Annotated in this window: 15 protein-coding genes; 12 read left to right on the forward strand and 3 right to left on the reverse strand. The window is 34.1% G+C overall.

The window, feature by feature from the left end; translation table 11 throughout:
• The first annotated feature begins 7 nt into the window (after nucleotides 1-7).
• A complete protein-coding gene (locus tag C8C85_RS16050) occupies nucleotides 8-2,221 on the forward strand; it encodes a TonB-dependent receptor (protein ID WP_116797977.1) in 2,214 nt (737 codons plus the stop codon).
• A 168-nt stretch (nucleotides 2,222-2,389) separates the two neighbouring features.
• Complete coding sequence (locus C8C85_RS16055) at nucleotides 2,390-2,905, forward strand: glutathione peroxidase (protein ID WP_410501046.1); 516 nt, start codon at nucleotides 2,390-2,392, stop codon at nucleotides 2,903-2,905.
• 80 nt (nucleotides 2,906-2,985) lie between these two features.
• Here the strand turns inward: C8C85_RS16055 and C8C85_RS16060 are convergent, their stop codons facing one another.
• Nucleotides 2,986-3,930, reverse strand: a complete 945-nt coding sequence (locus C8C85_RS16060; RefSeq protein WP_116797979.1) for a tRNA dihydrouridine synthase — start codon at nucleotides 3,928-3,930, stop codon at nucleotides 2,986-2,988.
• A gap of 147 nt (nucleotides 3,931-4,077) precedes the next feature.
• On the reverse strand, nucleotides 4,078-4,575 hold the full coding sequence (locus C8C85_RS16065) for a GNAT family N-acetyltransferase (protein WP_116797980.1): 498 nt from the start codon (nucleotides 4,573-4,575) through the stop codon (nucleotides 4,078-4,080).
• A 230-nt stretch (nucleotides 4,576-4,805) separates the two neighbouring features.
• On the opposite strand from C8C85_RS16065, the gene menD reads away from it, so the two are divergent.
• The 3 genes from menD to C8C85_RS16080 all read left to right on the forward strand — a co-directional run bounded on the left by menD (nucleotide 4,806) and on the right by C8C85_RS16080 (nucleotide 7,973).
• Entirely contained in the window at nucleotides 4,806-6,467 is a 1,662-nt protein-coding gene (gene menD, locus C8C85_RS16070) for a 2-succinyl-5-enolpyruvyl-6-hydroxy-3-cyclohexene-1-carboxylic-acid synthase (protein WP_116797981.1), read from the forward strand.
• Between the two features lie 176 nt (nucleotides 6,468-6,643).
• Complete coding sequence (locus tag C8C85_RS16075) at nucleotides 6,644-6,985, forward strand: DUF2853 family protein (RefSeq protein WP_116797982.1); 342 nt, start codon at nucleotides 6,644-6,646, stop codon at nucleotides 6,983-6,985.
• Between the two features lie 133 nt (nucleotides 6,986-7,118).
• On the forward strand, nucleotides 7,119-7,973 hold the full coding sequence (locus C8C85_RS16080) for a S1 RNA-binding domain-containing protein (RefSeq protein WP_077377067.1): 855 nt from the start codon (nucleotides 7,119-7,121) through the stop codon (nucleotides 7,971-7,973).
• 694 nt (nucleotides 7,974-8,667) lie between these two features.
• On the opposite strand, the gene C8C85_RS16085 is transcribed toward C8C85_RS16080, so the two are convergent.
• Nucleotides 8,668-9,531, reverse strand: a complete 864-nt coding sequence (locus C8C85_RS16085) for a DUF3943 domain-containing protein (protein ID WP_116797983.1) — start codon at nucleotides 9,529-9,531, stop codon at nucleotides 8,668-8,670.
• A 590-nt stretch (nucleotides 9,532-10,121) separates the two neighbouring features.
• Between C8C85_RS16085 and C8C85_RS16090 the strand changes: the two genes are divergently transcribed.
• The 7 genes from C8C85_RS16090 (at nucleotide 10,122) to C8C85_RS16120 (ending at nucleotide 25,976) form a co-directional block, all read left to right on the forward strand.
• Nucleotides 10,122-14,306 carry a two-component regulator propeller domain-containing protein gene (locus C8C85_RS16090; RefSeq protein WP_116797984.1) on the forward strand — a complete coding sequence of 1,395 codons (4,185 nt, stop codon included), beginning with the start codon at nucleotides 10,122-10,124 and terminating at the stop codon, nucleotides 14,304-14,306.
• Nucleotides 14,307-14,514: 208 nt separating this feature from the next.
• Nucleotides 14,515-17,601: a SusC/RagA family TonB-linked outer membrane protein gene (locus tag C8C85_RS16095; protein ID WP_116797985.1), complete on the forward strand. Its 3,087-nt coding sequence runs from the start codon at nucleotides 14,515-14,517 to the stop codon at nucleotides 17,599-17,601.
• A 10-nt stretch (nucleotides 17,602-17,611) separates the two neighbouring features.
• Complete coding sequence (locus C8C85_RS16100) at nucleotides 17,612-19,096, forward strand: RagB/SusD family nutrient uptake outer membrane protein (RefSeq protein ID WP_207786940.1); 1,485 nt, start codon at nucleotides 17,612-17,614, stop codon at nucleotides 19,094-19,096.
• A 189-nt stretch (nucleotides 19,097-19,285) separates the two neighbouring features.
• A complete protein-coding gene (locus C8C85_RS16105; RefSeq protein WP_207786941.1) occupies nucleotides 19,286-21,748 on the forward strand; it encodes a hypothetical protein in 2,463 nt (820 codons plus the stop codon).
• A gap of 22 nt (nucleotides 21,749-21,770) precedes the next feature.
• Nucleotides 21,771-22,832, forward strand: a complete 1,062-nt coding sequence (locus tag C8C85_RS16110; protein ID WP_116797986.1) for a glycoside hydrolase family 130 protein — start codon at nucleotides 21,771-21,773, stop codon at nucleotides 22,830-22,832.
• Entirely contained in the window at nucleotides 22,825-24,117 is a 1,293-nt protein-coding gene (locus C8C85_RS16115) for an MFS transporter (RefSeq protein ID WP_116797987.1), read from the forward strand. The genes C8C85_RS16110 and C8C85_RS16115 overlap by 8 nt, the downstream gene beginning before the upstream one ends.
• Before the next feature lie 137 nt (nucleotides 24,118-24,254).
• Entirely contained in the window at nucleotides 24,255-25,976 is a 1,722-nt protein-coding gene (locus C8C85_RS16120) for a hypothetical protein (RefSeq protein WP_243412120.1), read from the forward strand.
• Nucleotides 25,977-25,982 lie beyond the last annotated feature (6 nt).

The raw sequence follows: 25,982 nt of genomic DNA on the forward strand, positions 1-25,982 counted from the left end.
TTTAGAAATGAAAAAATATACACTAGTTTTTCTGGTTCTATTTGGTTTAAATGCATTCAGTCAGATTCAAAAAGGGTTTGTTATGGATGAAAATGGAAAACCAATTGAAAATGCAACCATTACCAATCCAAAATCGAATACGCATTCACATTCTGATGAAACTGGAAATTTTAGTATCGATAAGTCCAATGTAGGAGATGTTCTGAATATAAGCGCATTGGGACATAAAAAAACGGACTATATTATTACCAATTCTGAAATAAGTGTTTTGATGGAAAGTGATAGTTTTAAACTTGAGGAAGTGGTTATTCAGTCAAAAATATCAGCAATAAATGTGATTTCAAAAATTGATTTGGAAACGACTCCTGTAAATTCATCGCAGGAAATATTGAGAAAAGTTCCGGGATTGTTTATCGGTCAGCATGCTGGCGGAGGAAAAGCGGAACAAATCTTTTTACGTGGTTTTGATATCGATCACGGAACAGATATAGCGATTAATGTAGATGGTATGCCAGTAAATATGGTTTCGCATGCACACGGGCAAGGGTATGCCGATTTGCATTTTGTAATTCCGGAAACAGTCGATAAAATTGATTTTGGAAAAGGAACGTATTACGCAAGTAAAGGTGATTTTGCAACGGCTGGATATGTTGATTTTGGAACAAAAGAAAAACTGGATTTTAGTAGCATTGGGGTGGAAGTAGGACAATTTAATACCTTTAGAACGGTGGGTTTGTTTGATCTTTTGGGAAACAACAAAAAACAAAGTGCCTATATCGCCACTGAATATATTCTTACCGATGGCCCATTTGATTCGCCTCAAAATTTCAACCGAATCAATTTGTTTGGAAAATATTCATTTGTTTTAGAAGATAATAGCCGGTTTTCTATTATTGCTTCTCGTTTCACCAGTAAATGGGATGCGTCAGGGCAAGTGCCTCAGCGTTTGGTGGATGCTGGAACGATTTCCAGATTTGGATCGGTAGATGATACCGAGGGAGGAGTTACTTCGAGATCTAATTTTAATGTTTCATTCCGCAAACCAATTGATGAAAATACGTTTTTGAAAGCGAATACCTTTTATTCGAATTATAAATTTGAATTGTTTTCGAATTTTACTTTTTTCTTAGAAGATCCTATCAATGGAGATCAGATTAAGCAAAAAGAGGATAGAAATTTATATGGAATCAATGCGGAGCTGAATAAAAACATCAATAAAGAATCGGTTGATTTGTTATTTCAATTGGGTTTTGGCGTTAGAAACGATGCGACAACAGATACTGAGTTGTCCCATACGTTGAATAGAAGTACCACTTTGGAAGCAATCAAATTGGGAGATATAGATGAGTCAAATGTTTTTAGTTATTTGAATACTGAGATTCGTTTGGGAAAATGGTTGATCAATCCTGCAGTTCGATTGGATTATTTTAAATTCGGTTATCAGGATAAGTTGGCGGTTAATTACAAAACGCAGACCGAAAGTCAAGTAAAAGTGTCTCCAAAATTGAATTTTGTTTACTCCCAAAACAATGATTTGCAATTTTATCTTAAAACCGGAACTGGTTTTCACTCGAATGATGCCAGAGTTGTGATAGCAAATAATGGAGAAGAAATTTTGCCAACAGCTATTGGTACTGATGTGGGTACGATTTGGAAACCATTTCCAAGGTTAATTATTAATTCGGCTTTGTGGTATTTGTATTTGCAACAGGAATTTGTATATGTTGGCGATGCGGGAGTTGTAGAACCAAGTGGAGAAACAAGACGAGCCGGTTTTGATTTGGGAATTCGCTATCAGTTGAGTGATTATTTCTTTTTCAATTTTGATGCTAATTATACGCATGCAAGAAGCATTAATGAACCAAGTGGACAGAATTACATTCCGCTGGCTCCAGGCTTTACCTCGACCGGTGGGTTAAGTTTTCAAAATTGGAAAAAGTTTTCAGGGGGATTACGTTATCGCTATATGAATGACCGCCCAGCCAACGAAGACAATTCGATAGTGGCAAAAGGCTATTTCATAACCGATTTCAATGTCAATTATACTTTCAAAAAAATAGTTTTTGGCGTATCGGTTGAAAATTTATTTAACTCGGAATGGAATGAAACTCAGTTTGCCACAGAATCCAGATTAAAGAACGAAACCGCCAGTGTGGAAGAAATTCATTTTACACCAGGAACGCCATTTTTCTTAAAAATTGGAGTTATCTATAAATTTTAGTCCTAATTTAATTTGTTTGTTTGAAAACCCAGAAGCTTTATTGATACTGGGTTTTCTTTTTTAATTAACTTTTGTTCAAGTAAAATAATTTATGAGAACACAAATAAATGCGTAATTTTATATAAAAATATAAAACATATGAAAAAATTAGTAGTAGCAATCTGCGCGATGGTCTTTTTTAATATCCAAATTCAAGCACAAGTGAAACAAAACATTTATCAATTTAAAGTAGAAGACTTATACGGTAAGACTTTTGATTTTTCCACACTAAAAGGCAAAAAAGTAATGATTGTCAATACGGCTTCAAAATGTGGTTTGACACCTCAGTACAAGGATCTCGAAGCTTTATATAAAGAATATGGATCTAAAGGTTTTGTGATTGTAGGCTTTCCAGCCAATAATTTTGCTTCGCAAGAACCTGGAACTAAAGAAGAAATTGCCACTTTTTGTCAACAAAATTATGGAGTTACTTTTCCAATGATGGACAAAGTTTCTGTAAAAGGAGCTGACATGTGTGCCGTTTATCAATTTTTGACCCAAAAATCTAAAAATGGTTTACAGGATTCTGAAGTGCAATGGAATTTTCAAAAATACCTTATCAATGAAAAAGGCGAATTGGAAAAAGTAATTTCTCCAAAAACATTACCAACAGATCCTGAAGTGGTAAAATGGATTAAAGGATAATTTTTTAAAGAAAAATCAGTTATAAAAAGAGTTTGCTAGTCAAACTCTTTTTTTGTGGACTATATTTATGAAAAACTAAACTACCCTTTAGCAATAACCTCCTTAACCGCAGCTTCATAATTGCGAATACTTTTTGATTTTTTAATGTTTTTATGAACTTTGTGGGGATTTGAAAATATAACCGAAAAGTATTCCCATAAATGATGCATTTTCAATAGAATATGCGTTTGTCCAGATAATGACGTACTGTATCCTTCATAAAGTGTATCATGAAAAGCACTGAATAATTCCATTTTGTTCTTAGGGTATTCAGCAGAATCACTTTTTATCATACTCGGTAAAAATGGATCAGCAATCAAGCCTCTACCAATCATCCAATGGTCTATGGAAGGAAAGCGTTGTTGCATTTCGTGAAATTTAGCCACCGAAGTAATATCACCGTTATAATATAGTTTATGCTTAGTGTTGTCAATGCATTGCTGAAACGCATCCAAATGAACACCTCCTTTATAAAGCTGTTTCCCAATGCGGGCATGTATTGCAATATTCTTAATTGGGTATTTGTCCAAAATAGGCAAAACATCAAGGATTTCTTCGGTAGTATCATATCCCAAACGCATTTTCATGGACACAATAATGTCGGTTTCGTTATGGGCTCTCTCCAGAATGTGATTGATTTTTTCTGTATTGCTGATAAGCCCGGAACCCATACCGGATTTAGTAACCATTGGATACGGACAGCCCAAATTCCAGTTCAATTCTTTATAACCCAATTGCTGAACATATTTGGAAACAAATAAAAACTCATCCGCATCATTGGTAATAACCTGCGGAATAACCTCCAGACCAACATTGTTTTCAGGAAGAAGGTCTCGTTCGTAAGACGATTTTATGACTAATTTTCCGTTCAAACGGATGTATGGAGAATAATAAGTGTCAATTCCTCCAAAATATTTGTTGATGGCATTTCGAAAACGAAAATCAGTAAATCCTTGTAAAGGTGAAGAAAGCAGGGTAAAGCTCATAGTATTTGTAAAAGTGCAAAGATACTATAAAGTTACAAGTCATAAAGTTTATAAAGTCATAAAGTCAAAAGTTTCCTTATTGCTAACATATCTAATAAAGCAATTTAAAGGCAATGAATTTAATACTTTAAAACATTCGACTTCATATCACTCCAATATTAATTGCATAAAAACCGAATGCAACCAACGATCAAATTTATAGCCTGATTCTTTGATAATTCCAACGGTTTTAAATCCAAATTTCTCATGAAACTCAATACTGCTTTGATTTTCTGCATCGATTACGGCAATCATAGTATGAAGCTTTTGTCCTTTTGCTAATTGAATTAATTCATGTAATAGCAATTTTCCAATCCCTTTGCCTTGATGGTCTTTATCCACATAAACGGAATGTTCTACGGTATATTTATAAGCTTCTCGAAATCGAAATTCACTATACATACCAAAACCAACCACTTTATGATCTTCTATAGCAACAATAACAGGGAAATGCTTGTTTATTTTTTCTTCCAATATTGCTTTTTGCTGTTCGTAACTTCTAATGTTATAATCGTACAAGGCTGTTGAGTTTAGAATATTATAATTTATAATATCCAGTATGGCTTGTGTATCTTCGGTTTTATAAGATCTTAATTTGATTTTCATCTGAAGTTATTTATTGTTTTTTATTGTTCATATGTAATTCGTATACCTTCATTGGAATATGCAACAGATTCAAAGTAATGCTCATTTCATAAAGTCAATATTTGTTGTTCAAAATTAAGAAAAATAGACTCAATTGAAAGGAAAAGCCTTGGTAACTTTGTAACTTTGCAAAACAATTTTTAGAAGTTTTATTTTTAAACTTTTAAACATTAAACTTTTAAACATTTAAAATGACTTACCCCAAAATACCTTTAGCACAAAGCATCCTTCAAATTTTTTTAGCCAAAGAAATCACTAATATTATCATATCTCCCGGTTCAAGAAATGCACCACTTACGATTGGTTTTGCCAGTAATCCTGCATTTCAATGTTACAGCATCGCCGATGAGCGCGCTGCCGCTTTTTTTGCTTTGGGAATAGCCCAGCAAACCGGTAAACCCACTGTGGTAGTTTGTACTTCGGGATCGGCATTGTTGAACTATTATCCGGCTTTTGCGGAAGCGTTCTATAGCCAGATTCCATTGATTGTGGTTTCGGCAGACAGACCACATAGTAAAATTGATATTGGTGACGGACAAACCATTCGTCAGGGAAATGTATTTGCCAATCATTCTTTATACAATGCCAATTTATTGGAAGAAGTCTCAGAAGAAAATGATCGGAAAATAAATGAAGCCATCAATACGGCCATTGCCAAAAAAGGTCCTGTGCACATCAATGCTCCATTTGAAGAGCCTTTGTATGAAACGGTTTCGGAGCTAAGTGTCAATAGTTCCATTTTTGCTTCCGCAAAAGTAAATCGTACGGTAGACATCAAAGATTTACAGGATTCTGCTTCTCTTTGGAATAAAGCTTCCCGAAAATTGATATTGATAGGGGTAAATGAACCCAACTCAATTGCTGAAGAAACAATTGATGCTTTTGCCAATGATGAATCGGTTGCGGTGATGACGGAGAACACTTCGAATGTGTCCCACGAAAGTTTCATAAGTAACATTGATACCATTATAACTCCATTTACAGCTGAAGATTTTGAGGCTTTTCGTCCAGAAATTCTTGTGACTTTTGGCGGAATGGTAGTTTCCAAACGTATTAAAGCTTTCTTAAGAAAATACAAACCCAAGCAACATTGGCATATTGACACGTTAAGAGCCTACGATACTTTTGGTTGTCTAACAAAACATTTTGAGGTTGAACCCAATACTTTTTTCAATGCTTTTTTGCCATTAACCTCAAAAATTGAAAGTGATTATTTTTCTCGATTGAATGCGGTTAAAACCTTACGCAAAGAAAAACACGATATTTATTTATCTAAAATTCCTTTTACGGATTTCAAAGTTTTTGAGAAAGTGATTCAGAGCTTGCCCCAAAACAGTCAATTGCAAATCAGTAATAGCTCTGCTATTCGATATGCGCAATTAATACCGATAGACCCGTCAATCGAAGTATATTGCAATAGAGGAACCAGCGGAATCGATGGAAGTACTTCAACTGCTATCGGTGCGGCTGTCGCCAATGCCAAACCGACGGTTTTTATAACAGGCGATATTGGATTTTTGTACGACAGTAATGCGCTTTGGAATAATTATATACCGAAAAATTTTAAAATCATTTTGATTAATAATGGAGGTGGAGGTATTTTTAGAATTTTGCCGGGACATTCGGAAACACCTGTTTTTAATACTTTTTTTGAAACTTCCCATAACTTGACGGCAGAACATTTGGCAAAAATGTATGGCTTTGATTATACGATTGCAAATGACGAGATGAGTTTGTCCAAAGGTTTAGATTTGCTATATGCTCAAAATGATAAACCAGGTATCTTGGAAGTTTTTACACCAACTTTGGATAACAATACCATCTTATTGCAGTATTTTAAGGAGTTGGTCTAATTGTACTATTTTGTCATAAACAGGCTGAAGAAATAAAAACTGTTATAAAATCAAATTTTAATTTGGTTACCAAAATTTAATGAATAAATATTGAATAAAAATCGCACACTTTAATAATAAATTACTAAATTTGAGGATGTTATAAAATCAAAAGTAAAAACCTTAAATATATTTTTATGAGTGCAAAAGACGTATTAATTGTAAAATATGCAGCCGATTTGAAAGAAAAATGCGGGATTACTCCAGATATGGACTTATTGACCAAAGTGACTACTGGTTGTGGACCGTCCATATATAATCCAGATTCTTCCATTATTGCGGGAACACTACAATCCGAAATTGCGACGGTAAAAAATAATTTTTTAATCAAGAAATTAGGTTTGACTGATGGTCCTGAACTTCAAAAAGGAATCGATGCTGTTTTGGAAAAATATGGAAGGTCTAATAAAAATAAATATAGAGCGGTGGTTTATTATTTATTGGCTCTACATTTTGGACGGGAAAGTGCTTACAATTAAAAACATTATCAATAAAAAAAGCGTCTTTAATGGACGCTTTTTTTATTGATAATGTTTTTATAAATCCCATTTTCAAAGTTCGTACCTTTGCACATTAAACTTAGTTGAAAATACAACTTAGAATCTCAATAAAATGATTGAAATAGGAAAATACAATACGCTTACAATATTGCGTGATACCAAAGTGGGTTTGTTTTTGGGCAACCCAGAAAAAGACCCAGAAGGAATACACGATATACTTTTACCTAATAAATATGTGCCAAATGAATTTGAAATAGGCGAGGAGCTTATTGTTTTTGTGTATTTGGATCACGAGGAACGCCCAGTTGCCACAACATTGGAACCTTATATATTGTTGAATGAGTTCGCTCTTTTACGTGTGAATTATATCAATCAAATAGGTGCTTTTATGGATTGGGGAATGGAGAAGGACATTTTGGTTCCCTTCAAGGAACAGGCACGTCCTATGGAAAAAGGAAAACGCTATTTGGTTTATCTTTATATGGATGAAAAAACCAATCGTTTGGTGGCATCAAGCAAATTGAACCAATTTTTGAAAAATGACCACCTTACCGTTGAAAAAGGGGAAGAAGTGGAGCTTATCGTTTCTCATATTACCGAATTGGGAATCAATGTAATCATCAATGAACAACACAAAGGATTGTTATATAAAGATGAAGTTTATGATGACGCTATACGTACGGGAGATCGTATGCGAGGATATATCAAGAATATTAGACCGGATAACAAGATAGATGTTTCTTTGCAAATTCAAGGCTATCAAAGTATAGAACCAAATGCCGAAAAAATTCTTGACGAACTAAGAGCCAGTAGAGGCTTTTTACGTTTAACGGATAATTCTCATCCCGAAGACATTAAAACGGTTTTAAAGATGAGCAAGAAAACCTTTAAAAAAGCCATTGGAGCTTTGTATAAGGAAAAGTTAATCGAGATTAAAGAAGATGGAATCTATTTGGTTAAGGAATAAAAAAAGGAAGGCTAATCATTTTGATTAGCCTTTCCCTTTTACTTTTGTTTGTACCCTATAGATATAAACAAAAATAAAACATTTTCGAACATTTTAAAAAGTATATTCAAGCACTTTATATACTTAACGTATATGTAATACAAGTAATTACAAAGCGTAAATTACTTCATTAAATGGTTTGTCTATAAATCAAAACATTTACTTAGGTAGTAAAGTATAAATTTCACATTAAAACCATTGGTTGATTATACATTTAAAGATTACCATCTGTTATTGTACTTGTATAAAGTATTTGGATTGTAAATCTTTTACTTAACCCTTAGGTGTTACTTTCTATGAATTACTATTTGGGCAAACGCCTCATTTATTTGCTTGTACTTTAAAATAGTTTTTGTGAAAATTATATAATTTAAAACCATAAAAACACAAGCGACAATAATTTCAAATTCACTCAAAAAAATCATTTTTAAGGTTAATAAATCAGTGAAAAACTCCGTGCTAATCTGAATTAATAACTAACGTTGGTTTTACTATAGAATAATGATTAGCATGAGTTAAAATTAATAATTATTTTTTCTCATCGATGTTAAAATCCAATTTATTTTTAAATTTTAACGCTTCTGTTTGATTTAAATTCTTATTGAAAGAAATGATTTAATAAAATGATTTTCAATGTATTAAAAAATCTTATGTATTAAAATTGCATACTGAAATTTAATCCCCAGATGGCTTTATTGGCTCCTTTATCAAATCCCACAGGAGCGACACTTAATTGTGTTGCTCTTTGATCTTTATATCCAAAACTATCTAGTAATGTATTGAAAGGGTCAATTATAAACAAGGAGGTGTATCCTAAGACTTTTGAGTTTAAGACTTTTTTGTCATGCCTTAAAATACTTTTTTTGGCATAGAAAAAACCTTCACCTACCACAGAACCTAATACTGGTGTAATAATCAAATCTTGCTTCGATGGAATCTCTGCAAACGCTTCAATTCCGTATTCCCAGAAAAAGGTAGACATAAAAGCCGAGTATAAAAAAGATTCAAACATATTAAAACCACTACTTCTGGCAGTCATATAATAAACTCCTCCAGAATAAGGATGTGTAACCCAGTTCAAAACCCAATCATCATCGTCCCAAACAGGGCCTGCTTTTACATTTTGTTTCCATTTATAGGTAATTCCATTTTCTTTCATTGCTTCTTTATCCCAATTGGTTACACTTTCAGGCATGGCATAAAGCACGCCAAATGCGATAACAGTTGCTCCTACGTACATTGCGGTGTCATACCCCAGTCTTCTGTAATCTCTGGTTGCAGGAGGATATGCGATTCCGTTTTGTTGAACCAATGTAGTATCGGCTATAGAAAGCATATTGTAATTGTTTGCATTTTCTATACTTCCCTTTTGAGAATTAGAATACGCAATTGTATTTTGGATAAGTGATGGTGGTAATTGATTTTGATTGTTTATTGACTGTTCTGCCTGTTGAGCAAAAATGGCATTTCCAGAAAGTAAAATTATAAAGGCGTATAAATTAGTTTTAAATGGATTCATTTTTTTGGGGGTAAATGCTGTTAAAAAGGTGGCCAAATAATTATTTGGTTTTAAATTATAAATTGTTTTTGCTCTTATAACTGTTGAATTACAATCGATTCGTGATCGAATTAGTCCAGTTTATAAACGCGGCAAATATAATTAATTAATAAGAATTAAGCAGGCATTTTTACATCTTAATCTTAAATTAATGATAGAAGTATTTCAAGGATTTTGGTATCAATTCTCCGTGATTAAATGAGTGGAGTTTAATTTTTGTAACCGAATGCATTTGATAGAGTAATTCAAATTTTATAATTTAAAAAATATTTATTTATCGGAACCTAATTTACTGTTAAAGATGGGAGTTTTGTATGGAAACTTTACAAACTATTTCACGATTGATTTAAAGAGCTAGGCTTTTTTTGTACATTTGGATAGTGGATAATTACCTCAGTTGCCGTAAAAAAAATCTTCTTTCTGTACTGTTTGTGCTTCCAAAATAATTAGATTGCCTTTTACATCTTATAAAGGAAAGGCAAATAATTTATTGCGACAGCTCTAAATAATCGCATGGTTGGTTTGAAAAAAACTACTAAACATTTATTAAATTGAAAATTAAAATTATACTCATCAGCTTTATTTTTGCAGGGTTTATTTCATGCAATCATAAAGAAAATCCTTCGTCTTTAAATAATAATGGATTGACTAAAAGAACTGAGATTAATGATAATCACAAATCGCTTTTAGATTCATCCAAGACTTCAGATTTAAAATATTCGTTGGAACAATTAGATAATACCAAGGGATTGTCCAACAGTTCTGTTAATTCCATTTTTCAGGATTCTGAGAATCTGCTTTGGATTGGAACCTGGGATGGATTGAACCGATATGACGGAAATAGTTTCAAGATTTTCAGACCAGAGTTGGATAATGAAAACAGCCTGAGTAATCAGGTAATCCTTAAAATAGATGAAGATAATGCTGGTCAGATTTGGATATTGACAATTCACGGTATTAATCGTTATAATAAAAAAACGGATGCATTCCAGCGATTTTACTTTTCCAGAGAAAATAAGCCGCCATTATCAGAATCAGAATTTAACATGGCATTGGATGCTTCCAAAAAAGTGTTTTGCGCTGTAAAAGATTGGGGAATTGGTTATTTTGACGGAACAACTTTTCAATTATTAAATAACAAAAATCTTTCGACTAAAGCAGTTAAAAAAATGGAATTTTCTCCAACGGGAGAATTATTGGTATTGTTTGAGAGCAATGAACTCTATGCTTTGTCTCTTAAATCAGTGAATAATGGAAAAAATATAATTTCAAAGGTCGAATTAATCTCAAAAGGTATTCGAACGTTTGAAGTGATTTCCAATCAAAAAGTCTGCATCATTCCAAGTTCAGGAAATGCTTTTTTACATTCTTTACCCGATAGTAAAAATCAAACGCTGCCTACTCAAAATATTGACAATATCATTGGGCATATTCCAGAGGGAATTGTACTTTCAGGTAAATCTGGTTATTTTATAATGGATAATTCAGGGAATATTGTTTCCAAACCATGGTTGAAATACTTGAAAAGTCAAAAGGTAACCACATTAATAAAAGGAAGTGAAAATGTGCTTTGGACAGGAACGGATGGAGATGGTTTATTTAAAATATATCCACTGAAAAAAGCGTTTAATTTAATTTCAAAAGCACAAGTTCCGGAGTTGGACGGAGGAATTATCAGAACATTTCTGGAGGTGGATGGGAATTCTTTTTTGGTTGGTACAAAAGGGAAGGGATTGTTTCGTTTTCCCTCTAATTTTTATCTAAATCCGGAAAAAGCATTACAATATCAAAACTTCAACGAAAGTAACAGCTCCATAAACAATGCTGTATTTGCTTTGTGTAAAGGTCAAGATAATCTTGTTTTTGTTGGTACAGATGGGGATGGAGTTACGGTTTTTGATCTAAAAAAATCTAAACTTATCAATTGGTCTGCTATTGAAGGGAATGAGAAATGTGATTATTTTAAGTCAACTTACACTATTTCTCAGGATTCGAATGGATTTATTTGGCTTGGAACCAATGGTTATGGAATGATTCGCTGTAAAATTGAGCGTTCTGGTGATAAATTGAAAGTAACGGAATTCAAAAGATATCTTGCCGACAGCAACAAACCAAAATCACTAAGTAGCAATATTGTTTTTTCTATAGTCCCTAGGAATGACAATCAACTTTGGATTGGAACGCGATTGGGTGGCCTTAATCTTTTTGATAAAAAAACGGAAGAATTTCACACTTATAAAAATATTAAAAATGATTCTAAAAGTCTATCCAACAATGATATTTTGTGTTTACGGACAGATGTAAATAACCGACTTTGGATAGGAACAAGTTTTGGTTTGAATGTATTGGAAGATTTAAAGAGTAACGGAAGCGCCATTTTTAAGAGCTATACGGTCAAAGAAGGATTGCCAAATAATACTATTCATGGAATTGTTTCTGATAAAAAGTCCAATCTTTGGATAAGCACGAATTTTGGGTTGTCCAATTTTAATGGTTCTAAGTTCATCAATTACACCAAAAACGAAGGGCTTCAGAATAATGAATTTGCTGATGGGGCATTTTATCAAGATCAGAAGTCGGATTTTATTTTTATGGGAGGAATAAAAGGATTTAATTATTTTTTGCCTCAAAAAATAAAAGAGTCTTCCGTTATTCCTGATATTTTGATAGATAAAATCAGTGGTCAAAATCAGCCTATCCCATATTATCAAGGATTAGTAATATCTCCCGATTCAAAGACAAATCCTTCCATTGTTTTAAATCATAATCAAAACTTTTTTGATATCGAATTGGCAGCTTTGACTTATGTCAACAGTGAAAAATGCCAGTATGCCTATCAATTGAAAAATTTCGATAAGGGTTGGAATACTATTAATAATCGAAGAATTATTTCTTTTACAAACGTTCCTAAGGGTAATTATTCTTTATGGATAAAATGGTCCAATAGTGATGGAGTTTGGAGCAAACCGGTTCACGCCATAGATATTAAGGTAAAGCCTGTGTTTTGGCAATCCAATGTGGCTCTTGTAATTTATTTGATACTAACAACTCTTTTTGTTCTTTTTGTATTGAGTTATTATAAAAAGCGACAATCATTGAGTCAAAACATTCTTTTTAGAAAGAGGGAGGAAGAGCTTCACGAAAACAGGCTTACCTTTTTTACGAATATTGCCCACGAATTTCAGACTCCTTTGACTTTGATCGTTGGTCCTGTCCAAAAACTATCCGAAACGGCAAATCTTAGTGAACGCAATCAAAAATTCCTGCAGATGATTCAACGTAATTCGTCAAGGTTATTGTTTTTGACACAACAATTATTGGAGTTTCGAAAAGCGGAATACGATTACCTGGAAATAAATGCAAGAGAATTTGATCTTGTAAGCTTGGTAGAACAAATAGCTGAATTGTTTGATGAATGGGCATTGGATAAAAAGATTGATTATAATCTTGATATTCCGTCCTCATTACCAGGCTGGTTTGACAAAGATAAGATTGAAAAAATAGTTTTTAATCTGATGTCAAACGCATTCAAATACACTCCGATAAAAGGGAAGATTGATGTTAAGTTTACGCTTCAGGATGATTCCAAAAGATTGAACATTACAATAGTAAATACTGGAAACGGAATTCCGAAAGAGAAATTAGACTCGTTATTTGATCGATTTTTTCTGTCGGATTCAAATAAAGCGCCGGATAATGATTTGTTTAGAACTGGTATTGGGTTGGCCTATATTAAAAAACTGGTCACCGTATTGAGAGGGGAAATTCAGGTTTCGAGTATCGCAAATGAGCAGACTACCTTTACCATTCTAATTCCATGCGGTAAAGAGTTATTTAGTGAAAAAGAATTGGATGTAGAAGTAAGTCCGATTTTGATTTCTCATCATCTTAAAAATATTCTTGAAGAGATTCCGAACAAGTCTGATGATACACCTGATAAAATTGCTTCACTTGAAGATATTCAAGACACCCGCAAAACAATTTTGCTGGTTGAGGACGAGAAGGAAATCCGTTTGTTTCTGGATGATTTATTAGGGGAAAAATATAAAATCATCCCTGCTTATAATGGATTGGAAGCCCTAGAGATTCTTGAGAGAGAAATGCCAGATATTATTATCAGCGATGTCATGATGCCGATGATGGATGGGGTTGAGCTTTGCAAAAAAATCAAACAGGATATTAAGACTTGTCATATTCCGTTTATTATGCTTACCGCAAAAGATTCTGTCATCCATAGAATTGAAGGACTGGAAAGCGGTGCTAATTCCTATATTCCAAAGCCTTTTTATCCGGATCATTTATTAATACGAATACAGAAGCTTCTTGAAGAAAAAGAATTAATACTAAAGCATTTTACACAAGATACGCTTACGGAGAATCTGGCTACGCTGCCAATAAATAATGATGAAAAAGATTTTGTAAAAAAAGTGATTGAACTGATTCGTTCCAATATTGATAATGAAGATCTTCAAAGCTTATTTATTGAAAAAGAATTAGGCATCAGTAATTCGCAATTGTATCGAAAAGTAAAACAGATTTTTGGCTTTACTCCGGGAGATTTAATTCGAACGATACGATTAAAATTTGCAGCAGAACTTTTGCGTAAAAATGTACTTACAGTATCTGAGGTGTGCTACCAATCCGGTTTTAATAACCGTTCCTATTTTTACCGTGAGTTTAATAAGATGTATAATGTGACTCCAAAAAATTATCAATTGAAGTACAAAGGAAAGTAGTAGATAAGTTTTAAAATGCTGAAAATCAACACTTTTGTAAAAGGTGTACACTTTTGATGAAATAGTGTACACCTTTTTTTGTGTCTACAGGATAAATTTACGAAATCGTTTTTTGACTATAAAAAAAACTATTAACGAATTTAATCAACCTAATTTTTATTAACATGAAAAATTTAACTCGAATTAGTAATCAATTTAATAATTCCCTATGATGAGAAAGAAAATTATTTATAATTTGTTCCTGTTTGGAATACTATTATCAGGAAGCATACTGCATGCTCAATCAGTAAAAGGGAATGTTTCGGATAGCAGCGGTCCAATACCGCAGGTGAATGTTGTTGTAAAAGGAACCTCTTTAAGTACTTCAACAGATTTTGATGGAAACTACAGTCTCAATAATGTAAGTGCTGATGCCGTTTTGGTATTTAGTTACATTGGATATAAAAACAGAGAAATTGCAGTTAATGGACAAACTGTGGTGAATGCTAAATTAGAAAGCGACTCACAAAAATTGGACGAAGTAATTGTTGTGGGGTATTCCAGTCAAAAAAAACAATCCATAACAGGTGCCGTAGCGCAAGTAGATATGGGTGAATTGTCTAAAACAAAAGTGGCTGATGTAGGTCAGGCTTTGCAAGGACAAGTTGCCGGTGTTTCAGTTTCTGCTAATACAGGTGCTCCTGGAGACGGACTTAAAATACGTATTAGAGGGGAAGGTACGCTAGGAAACAACGACGTACTTTATGTTGTTGATGGTGTTGCAACCCGCGACATTTCTTTCTTGAACATGTCCGACGTAAAATCGATGACTGTATTAAAAGATGCTGCTGCCACTGCTATTTACGGTTCCAGATCCGCAGGTGGAGTTGTTATTCTTACCACCAAAAGCGGTTCAAAAGGGAAATCGAATATTGATGTAGAATATTACTCTGGAACCAGTTTTGCCACAAACCTTCCTAAAATGCTAAATGCAAATCAGTATTTGACAGTAATGGATCAGGCTTGGCATAATTCTAACAATAATCCAGCAGGTGCAATTAGCCCATACAAAACTGATCAAACTAACGGAAACGTTAATGGGATACCACTATCAGACACCAATTGGTTAGACCAATTATTCACTTCTGGAAGAACTAATAATCTACAGCTTTCGGTTAGCGGAGGTTCAGAGAAAACGCAGTATCTAATATCTGGTGGTTATTTTGGACAGGATGGTATTGTGGTTGGTGACAATGATACCTACAGGCGTATTAATTTTAGAACCAATATTAATACTGAAGTTACAGATCGTTTCAAAGTTGGAACAAATCTTCAAATTACAAGCACTAGACAAGATAAAATGTCTTCAAGCGGAGACGCTCCCGGAGTAATTAGACATGCTTTATTGCGTCCATCGGTTTTAGGAGTGTATAAAGATGTAAATGATCCAACTTATAAATCAAATGATCCTTACACCGATTTGCCTTTTTATTTGAATAACAATTCTAATGGAGGCTGGAGTCAAAATTATGAATTTACGTCAAATCCACTTGCAATAGTTCATTTTACAGATGATGTACGTTCTGCTTTTAAAACTTTTGGAAATGTATATGGTGAATATGCTTTCTTAGCTGATAAATCACTGAAATTCAAAAGTAATTTGGGAGCTGAAATCACTTTTGATCACAACAAAGCTTTTGGAGAAAATTTTGGAGATGATAATGACAATAGTGCAAATGAAACATATCCTGGACAAGGTAGACAAAATAGACCTTCAAGCCTGAATGAAAATAGAGGGGAAGCTACTACGTTTACTTTTGCCAATACCTTGAATTACACAAAAACTATTGCCGACAAACACAGTATTAGTGCATTATTGGGATCTGAAACGGTATCATACGATCAGTCTGCAGTAGGAGGAAGTAGACAAAACTATAATAATACAACTGATCCTTTCCGTTATCTTGATTATGGAAGCGATGTCAATAAACACAGTTCAGGATCTGCAGAAAGTTGGAACCTTATTTCTTTCTTTGGATCTGCCAATTATGGATATGACAATAAATATTTAGTTTCAGGTACTATAAGAGCCGATGGTTCTTCTCGTTTTGGACCGAATAATAAATGGGGTTATTTCCCTTCTGTTTCGGGAGGATGGGTAATGTCTAAAGAAAAATTCATGGAAAAAGCAGATTGGATTTCTAACTTAAAATGGAGAGCCAGTTGGGGACAATCAGGTAATCAAGAAATCCCTAATAATGCGTATGAAACTCTTGTTACTGAAACAGGTGGTATCGTAAATATAGTTCGTTACGGAAATCCAGATTTAAAATGGGAAACTACTACACAAACTAACTTTGGTGCTGATTTGAGTATATTGAATAATAAACTGACTTTCTCAGCAGATTATTTTGATAAAAAGACCGATGATATTTTATTGACTGTAGGCCTACCTTCATCAACCGTTGGTCAAATTAACAGAACCTTCGTTAATGCAGGTGTCGTAACTAATAAAGGATTCGAATTTGGAGCTAATTTTCAAAATAACGACCACGAATTTAAATACGGAATCAATGCAAACATTGCTACACTAAAAAATAATGTAGAACAACTTCAGCAATATGTTACCGAGATTAATGATGACAAAACTCATACTAAAACGGTGGTTGGACAACCTATCAGTTCGTATTATGGATTAAAATTTGATGGTATTTATCAAAATGCTGCCGAAGTGTCTTCTACTTTATTCTCTAATGAAAACGGTGCAAAACCTGGTGATATTAAGTTTAAAGATTTAAATGGAGATGGTCAAATTAACGCTGATGACAGAACATTCATAGGAAGTTCAATACCAAAAGTAACATACGGTTTCTCATTCAATGCTGAATATAAAAGATTTGATATGTCATTCCTTTTCCAAGGAGTTTCTGGTGTAGATCGTTACAACGACTTGAAACAAATTTTGGATTATGATAGCCGTCCTTTCAATTCTACTACTGCAGTTTTAGGAGCATGGAATGGAGAAGGTACAAGTAATACAACGCCACGTAACACACTTAATGATAACGGAGGAAGCCAAGTTTCTAGCGTTTTTGTTGAAGATGCTTCATATTTACGATTAAAAAATCTTGAGATCGGATATACGTTTGATCCAAAAATCATAGGTGATACGTATTTAAGAATGTATGTATCAGGTCAAAATTTATTGACTTTCACGAACTACACTGGTTTGGATCCAGAATCGACTTCTTTCATAGATCAAGGAACTTATCCTCAATCTACTTCAATCCTAATAGGTTTAAAATTTAAAATTTAATAAGCGAACGATGAAATATAAATATATAACAGCGATTATGATTTCGCTAGCGTCATTAACAAGTTGCCAAGATGAACTTACCACAGAACCTGTAGGTGCGTTAACTCTGGAACAGGCAAGTTCAAAACCAACATTGGCTTCTGTAGAAAGTTCAGTAACATCGTCTTATGATATGTTGTCCAATAAGTTGAACCAGCTGGCCGAATGGGATTGGAATGGTGGTTTGGTGTTTCAAAATGATATTGTAATAGATGATATAGCATCCGATGATATGGAAAAAAAATGGTCTCCTGATGGAGATCAACCTTGGATGGATGAGATAAACAACTTTACTTTTACTTCGACAAATGGAGGACCAAATGGGTTATGGAAATATGATTACGAGGGGATAAAAAGAACCAATATTGCATTGAGTTTTCTATTAAATGAAGATATTGAGAAAATTACCGGAATCACAACCGAAAGAAAAAATCAATTAATTGGTGAAGCTTATTTTTTACGCTCTTACTATTATTTTTCATTGGTGACTAATTTTGGAGATGTGCCTTTAATCTTGGCTCCCGTAAAAACATATCAAGAAGCTTTTGATTTTGCTGTAAGAGCACCAAAAGAAACGGTATGGAGTCAAATCAAAACTGATTTGGAAAAAGCTAAATCACTTTTGCCTAATTCAAAATATGGATCTGATACAGAAAAATGGAGAGTTTCTAAAGGAGCTGCCATTGCACTTCTTGCCAAAACGGCTTTATACAACAAAGATTGGGCTAGTGTAACAACATTAGTGTCAGAATTGGAAGCTACAGGTTTTTTTAGTTTGGATGCCAATTATTTTGACAACTTCAACATGAATACTGAATATGCAGACAACGAAGTTATCTTCTCTTATAATCATGTTAAACAAGCTGATCCAAGAAAAGGAAACGGAATTTGCGCACCTCTTGGATGGGGATTCTTTGCTCCAAGTGCTGATTTCTTGGCTTCATTTGAACCTAATGACCCTAGAAAATTATATACTGTGAATGCTCCTCAACAATGGGTTAGTAAACTTTTAGGAACCACAGATGGTGGCAATAAAGGAGATGATGATGCATCAAACAATAAAGTATTCATTCGTTACGCCGATGTTTTGCTTTGGAAAGCTGAAGCACTTAACGAAACTGGAGATTATTCAGGTGCTATTAGCATCATAAATCAAATTAGAACAAGAGCAAGAAACACCGTTACTGCCGATGGTACTCCTGTACCTGCTGGAACACTGCCAAACAGAGCCGCATCTACAGACAAAGCAACTATTAAAAATTGGTTGATTTCTGAAAGAAGAGCCGAACTTGGTTTTGAAAATCAGAGAATGCCTGATTTAAAAAGATGGGGAATTGCCAAACAAGTGATGACAGCCCATGGTAAAAATTTCCAAGACAAACACATGTTGTATCCAATTCCTCAATCAGAAGTGGATGCTTCTGCAGGACTTTTGATACAAAATCCTGGATATTAAAAAAAAGGTAATTGAAATAAGTTTGGTTAATTTAAAATATTGATTACCAGTGAGAAGTAGTAATTGCAATTAAAAAAAATTGCTGCTTCTCTATTTTTTTAAACCATAAAAAATCCAGCAAACGAAAGAAGAATCTAGTAATAAAATTAGAATTCTGATTAACCTGATAAATAATTAAAACATTTTACTATGTGTAAATTTTTAAATACCCTTTCTATTTTACTATTCTGTTTTGTCGGAGCGATTTCGTCAAGCCAGAATATTAATTTAAAAGTTGTAGGAGATGATACACAAGGTTATAATGTTGCTATTTATAATGGGAATCAGCTTTTGGTTAAAAATACAGAAGAGTTTTCGCTTGATCTGGCAAATACTGATTTTAGTGAAAAAACCAGTATAAAAAATTGGACAGGAGCTGAGTGGAAAGGCGATTCAAACAATATGGAACTAACCCGAAAAACCTATCTTAAGGACTTTGATTTGAATATTTCGGTTACTGTTTCGTATGAAGTTATCAATAAAAATATTGTAAAAAAGAAAATTGATATTACCCAAACGGGGATGCCAATTATATATTACACTTTGACCGAAACGTCAAAACCCGCACAAACACCTTCAAAATATTTAACCTTTGAATATGATAATTTTCCTGGAGGTTTTGCACATGAAATGTTTCCTTCAGCAGGATTTGTAACGCCAAATAATTTGGTAGTTGGTTTCTTGATGGACGCAGGTTATAAAAATCATTATACAAGAACCACCCGAAGACGTTTTAATGGTCATGGTGGTGGATTTGTCGGTATGAGAAAACTTCCAGATCCTAATTTAGTATCGGTGGCAACTTTAGAGGAAAGAGCTAAAAATCAAAATTACATCAAACAAACCTTTGGTGAACTTTATAATTTAGATTCGGGAAAAGAACTAAAATTACAACTCAATAATCAATATAAGAAAGTTGGTTCCGTTGAAATTAGTAAAAATGACAGTATCTATAAATTAAATATAAAATCAAATTTGCAGTCTGGTTTTGAAATGATCGCACCTTTCAAAGATCAAAAAGTGTACACCGTTTCATTCCTCTGTAAAGGATCTTCACCGCTTGCATTAAAATTGTTCAGAATTAAAAATGGTAAGAAAACTGTTGAATTAGAAAACGGAATAAAATACATCGATAAGTTTCCTACTCAAGAAAAGGAGTGGACACTTTTCAAAGGAAGCATTCTGGTTCCTTATATTGAAAACGACAGCGTTTCGTTGTTTATTGGAGCAAGCGATGCAAAAGATTGTTCACTTCAGATAAAAAATCTTCAAATTGTAGCACATGAACCGGTCATAGAACCTTATAATAAAATAGCTATGGGCGAAACGGTGACAAAAACAACATACATTTTTGTTGAGCCTTTTACCAATCATCATGATTTTGTTATATCTTCTCAGACTCGTTTGGCGGAAGCCAAAAAATTTGAAGGATCTCAAATAGAAAAAATGATGTATGCCAATTTTAATATGCTTACCTGGATTACTTCGATTGACGATTTTTCGCCTTTCAATGTTCCGAATATGAACTATTCGCCTGATATGTATAATAGAGATTCTTTTTTTTCGATAGTATCAAGTTATAATAAGGAACTGAATCTGTCTATTTGGAATAAATGGGCTCAAACCCAAAATCAAAAAGGAGCAGTTGGTACCATCATCACGCCTTATATGGGTTCGATTGAAGTAAAGGACAATGAAGCTACTATTCAATTTCTGATTTGGGCCATGATGAACAAAAGACGTTTTGGTGTTGAGTTGCCAAAAGATAAAATTGAGAAAGCTGTCGATTTTGTATTAAATGAATTTGATGATGACAAAGACGGAAAGTGTAAATCACATTTCCCTTTGTGCCAAGTAGACGTTCTTGATTTTAATCCAAAAACGGATAGACTTGCCGTTAATCAAGGTATGCTAGCGATTACTTTGCGAACCATAAAGGAATTGGGTTATGAAATATCTGATTCCTATATTGAAAAAGCTGAAGCGGAATACCGTAATTTTTATGATGCAAAAAGAAAACATTTGTTATACGACAAGCAATTCCCCGACATTATAGCACTAACTGATTTAGAACCTGAATTTTATTCTCTTTGGCTGTTCAAACGTCCTATTTTGACAGATGAAATGGTTGTAAATCATTTGAATCAAATTCCATTGCTTAATAAAGTAGCTAATTCTCCACATCCGGAATATGGAACAACCGCACCTTTAATTATTCAACTGACTAAAGACAAGAATGGATATTCGTTTATGAATACCGATTACCAACCTTTTGGAGAATTTGGAAAATCAAATTATGTTGGTGGAGCTAATGATGGAATATATTACAATGGAGGCAGTTGGTTCCGTGCAGAATATTGTGCTTATGTGGTGGGAGCAAAACATGGATGGAAGAATGCTCAAAACATGATGGAGAATAGAGCTTGGGCCGAAATTAACCTCAATCCGGAGTGGCCTTACAGCAAAGAATTTATACCAACAAAATGGACAACAACCGATTCATGGTGGCCTTCAACGAGAGGTTTGTGTTGGAATGTTTTTATTCTGATGGCAGATGAAGTAGCAGGGAGCAGAACATCAAAAATGGATCCCGATTTTGAAAATAAAAACTAAAATAAGATTAAAATATATAATTATGAAAGACATAGCAAAACGATTCGAACAAAACCCATTATTATCACCAAAGGATTTACCGGCGAGTACCGATGGTTTGCAAATTACCTGTTTGTTAAATCCAGGTGTTTTTCAATACGAAGGTAAAACTTGGCTACTAGTAAGAGTTGCCGAAAGACCAGAACAAAAGGAAGGAGTGATTTCTTTTCCTATCCTTACCGAAACCGGTACCGAAATTATTGAAATTCCTACCAACGATCCCGAGTTAATCGCCACCGATGCAAGGGTGATTAACTATAAAGGCGTTGATTATCTAACGACACTTTCTCATTTAAGATTGCTGTGCAGTGAAGATGGAATCAACTTTTACGAACCAAAAGATTATCCACTTTTAGTTGGTGAGGGAATGCTTGAAACTTTTGGAATAGAAGATTGTAGAGTGGCACTAATCGACGGGAAATACTATTTAACTTTTACATCAGTTTCAGACAATGGGGTTGGAGTGGGGTTACGCACGACCACAGATTGGAAAACATTTGAGAAACACGGTATGATTTTGCCAGCTCACAATAAAGATTGCGCCATTTTTGAAGAAAAAATAAACGGTCTGTTCTATGCGCTTCACCGCCCTAGCAGTGTGGATATTGGAGGGAATTATATCTGGATTGCCTCATCTCCTGATGGTGTACATTGGGGAAATCACAAATGCATTATCAAAACCAGAAAAGGACTTTGGGACAGCAAAAGAGTTGGTGCTGGTGCTGCTCCAATAAAAACAGAAAAAGGGTGGCTGTCCATTTATCATGGTGCCAACGAAAATCATCAGTATTGTTTGGGGGCTTTTTTAATGGATTTAGAAGATCCTTCAAAAGTAATTGCACAAACTGAATTGCCAATTATGGTTCCTTCCGCAGAATATGAATTAACTGGTTTCTTTGGAAATGTAGTGTTTACAAACGGTCACATTGTAGAACCGGACAGAGATACTGTTACTATTTATTACGGTGCTTCTGACGAATTTGTATGCGGGGCTAAATTTTCTATCAAAGAAATCTATTCACTTTTAAAATTTAACAATGTTTAAAAAAATCCAAACCGAAATTGATCATTTTCAAAGTCAGACCCGTAATTTTCGGATCTTAATTTTTACCAATTTGGTGTATGCTTTGGTGTTGCCAGTAATTGATATTTTCGTGGCGGCCTACATCATGAGAAATTCCAATGATACTTCCAAAGTTGTTATTTACCAATTGGCTATTTATACCGGGATTCCGCTTACTTTTTTATTAAATGGTTTTTTGTTGAAACATTTTAACATTCGGAAATTATATTCAACAGGAATGATGCTCAGTGGTGTTGCCATGATTATCATGATGTCGTTCAAGATATTGGATTTAACAGGAATCGGAATCGCGGGAATCATCATGGGAATGTCGTTCGGTTTGTATTGGTCCAATAGAGATTATCTGGCATTAGCGATTACAAATGACAAAAATCGTAACTACTATTATGGTTTAGAGACTTTTTTCTATACCATAATTGCCATTGTAATCCCAGCCACTATAGGTTGGTTTATTCAATCCAAAACTGGAGAAGCAGAAAAACATAGTGCCTATATTATCATTACGGGAGTTGTTTTTCTTATTACAATTGTGGCTTCAATTGTTTGTTTTAGAGGTAAATTTGAAAACCCGGCACAAAAACAATATATCTTTTTCAAGTTTCATCCGTTATGGTATAAACTATTATCTTTAGCTACATTCAAAGGTTTGGCACAAGGATTCTTGGTAACTGCTCCGGCGATGCTTATTTTTAAATTATTGGGAGAAGAAGGCGCATTGGGGAATGCACAATCGATAGGAGCTGTATTGGCGGCCATCGTTATTTACTTGATAGGCCGTTTTTCCAAACCATCTGATCGGATAAAAATATTTACGGCAGGACTTGTACTTTTTGCCTTAGGAGCTTGTTTGAACGGATTTTTCTATAATAAAACAGGGGTGATTATATTTTTGTTGCTATTATTGATAGCAAAACCATTAATGGATTTAGCTTATTTTCCGATTCAGTTGAGAGTTATTGATATTGTTTCCCATATCGAAAAAAGAGGTGAATTCACTTATATATTAAATCATGAAGCGGGATTGTATGTTGGAAGACTTTGCGGAGCCGGAACATTTTTGGTTTTGTATTATACGCTTTCCGAAGATTTTGCCTTGCGTTATGCCATTGGTATTATTGCGCTTTTGCAATTATGTTCAATTTATATCAGTAAAAAAATCATTGCCGAAGGGAATATTCTTTCTCCAGAAAAAGAGGAACCTATCGACCTTAAAGTTCTGGATCACGTGGCAGAACATATTGTGTAAAAAATGATTTAAGATTTTTGATTTATGATTAACGATTTAAGATGTAGTTGGATGTGATTTAAAAGCATCTATTTTTTTTCTACTTCTAAAGTCAAAAATCTAAAGTCAAAAATCGTTAATCTTCAATCTAAAATCTAATGATGAAAACTTATTTCAAACTTACCATCGCAGGCTTGCTGTTTTTAAGTATAAGCATAGAAGCACAAACAGTACAAAAAAAGATAGCTCGTGTAGAACAAATGCCCAATGTTCCTGCTCAGTTAGAGATTATTGATTATAAAAAACTGGCACTTGATTTTGATAAAACAGTCTTCGATTTTAATGCTAAAGGCAAATATTGGCCATTAGTTTGGAAGGACAATAGCCAAAAAAATTACCCGCAAGAAGTTGTGGGATTATATACTGCTATGGCCGATGTGCGTCAAGGGACTAACAATAAAGGGATGTTTCATGAGGCTCTAGCTACTATGGGCGCTACATTGGGCGCTAGTTTGGTAGGAATTGACAAAAGAAATCAACAGAAACTGAATTATGTTGGGATGACCAAAAATTATTTCAACAGCGAAACCACTTGGGATATTATGATGAATAACACTTGCCCCGAAGTAGCTTTACTTGGAGGTGGTTATGGACGTGACTGGTGGTATGATGTGTATCCTAATTTATTGTTTTATGCAATATTTGACAAGTACCCAAATGAACCCGGATTGGAAAAAATGGCTAAAAAAATTGCCGATAAATTTTATGAAGCCGATGTTGTTTTAAATGGGAATTATGACTATTCCTATTTTGATTATGCCAAAATGAAACCCATGAAAAATACCATCTGTGCACAACCGGATGCTGCAGCTGGACATGCTTGGGTTTTATACTCAGCCTATAAAAAATTTAGAGACCCAAAATATTTAAAAGGAGCAAAAAGTGCTTTGACAGCATTAGAATCGCAAAAAATAAATCCAACCTATGAATTATTAATGCCATTTGGAGCTTACTTATCTGCAAAAATTAATGCCGAAGAAGGAACTCATTATGATACCGACAAAATGTTGGGTTGGACTTTTGACGGAACCGCTGTATGCCGCGAAGGTTGGGGGGTATTGGTCGGAAACTGGAATGGAATCGATATCTCAGGTATTGTAGGAAGTACCATTGATCATGGAGGTTATGGTTTCTTGATGAATACCTATGATATGGCTTGGCCATTGGTGCCAATGGTACGATACAATCAATCGTATGCCTCCGCTATTGGAAAATGGATGTTGAACGCAGCAAATGCATCTCGTTTTTTTTATCCAAAATATATGCCAGATGAGCACGAAACAATTCCACAATTAGCTGATGCCGGAAAAGGGGTAATAGCTTATGAAGGAATGATTAAAAAATCGAATTACGATAAATATGATTATGTGCCAGCTCCCGTTGCGCAAGGAGATGGGCCGCTTTGGGTTCCAGGGAAGAATCCCGAAGAATCGCAATTAAGTGTCTATGGTAGTGCTCATGTGGGAATCTTTGGCAGTATTATCAAGACAACCAATGTAGAAGGAATTTTGCAATTGAATTTACTGGCGACCGATTTTTTCCATGACAAAGCCTATCCTTCGTTCTTGTATTACAACCCATATACCACCGACAAAACGGTTTCATTAAAAATTGGAAAAGCTAAAAAAGTGAATTTGTATGATACTGTTGCAGGCAGTTTTGTTGCGAAAAATGTTTCCGCTTCCGCAAATATTAAAATCACGGGATTAAATTCGGCTGTAATTGTTATCGTTCCTTCTAATGGGAAAATAACCTATTCGGGCTCAAAAATGTTGGTAAATGATGTTGTGGTGGATTATAATTTTCAACTGAAAAATTAAAAGTTT

It is taken from the genome of Flavobacterium sp. 103, assembly GCF_003096795.1.
GTDB lineage: Bacteria > Bacteroidota > Bacteroidia > Flavobacteriales > Flavobacteriaceae > Flavobacterium.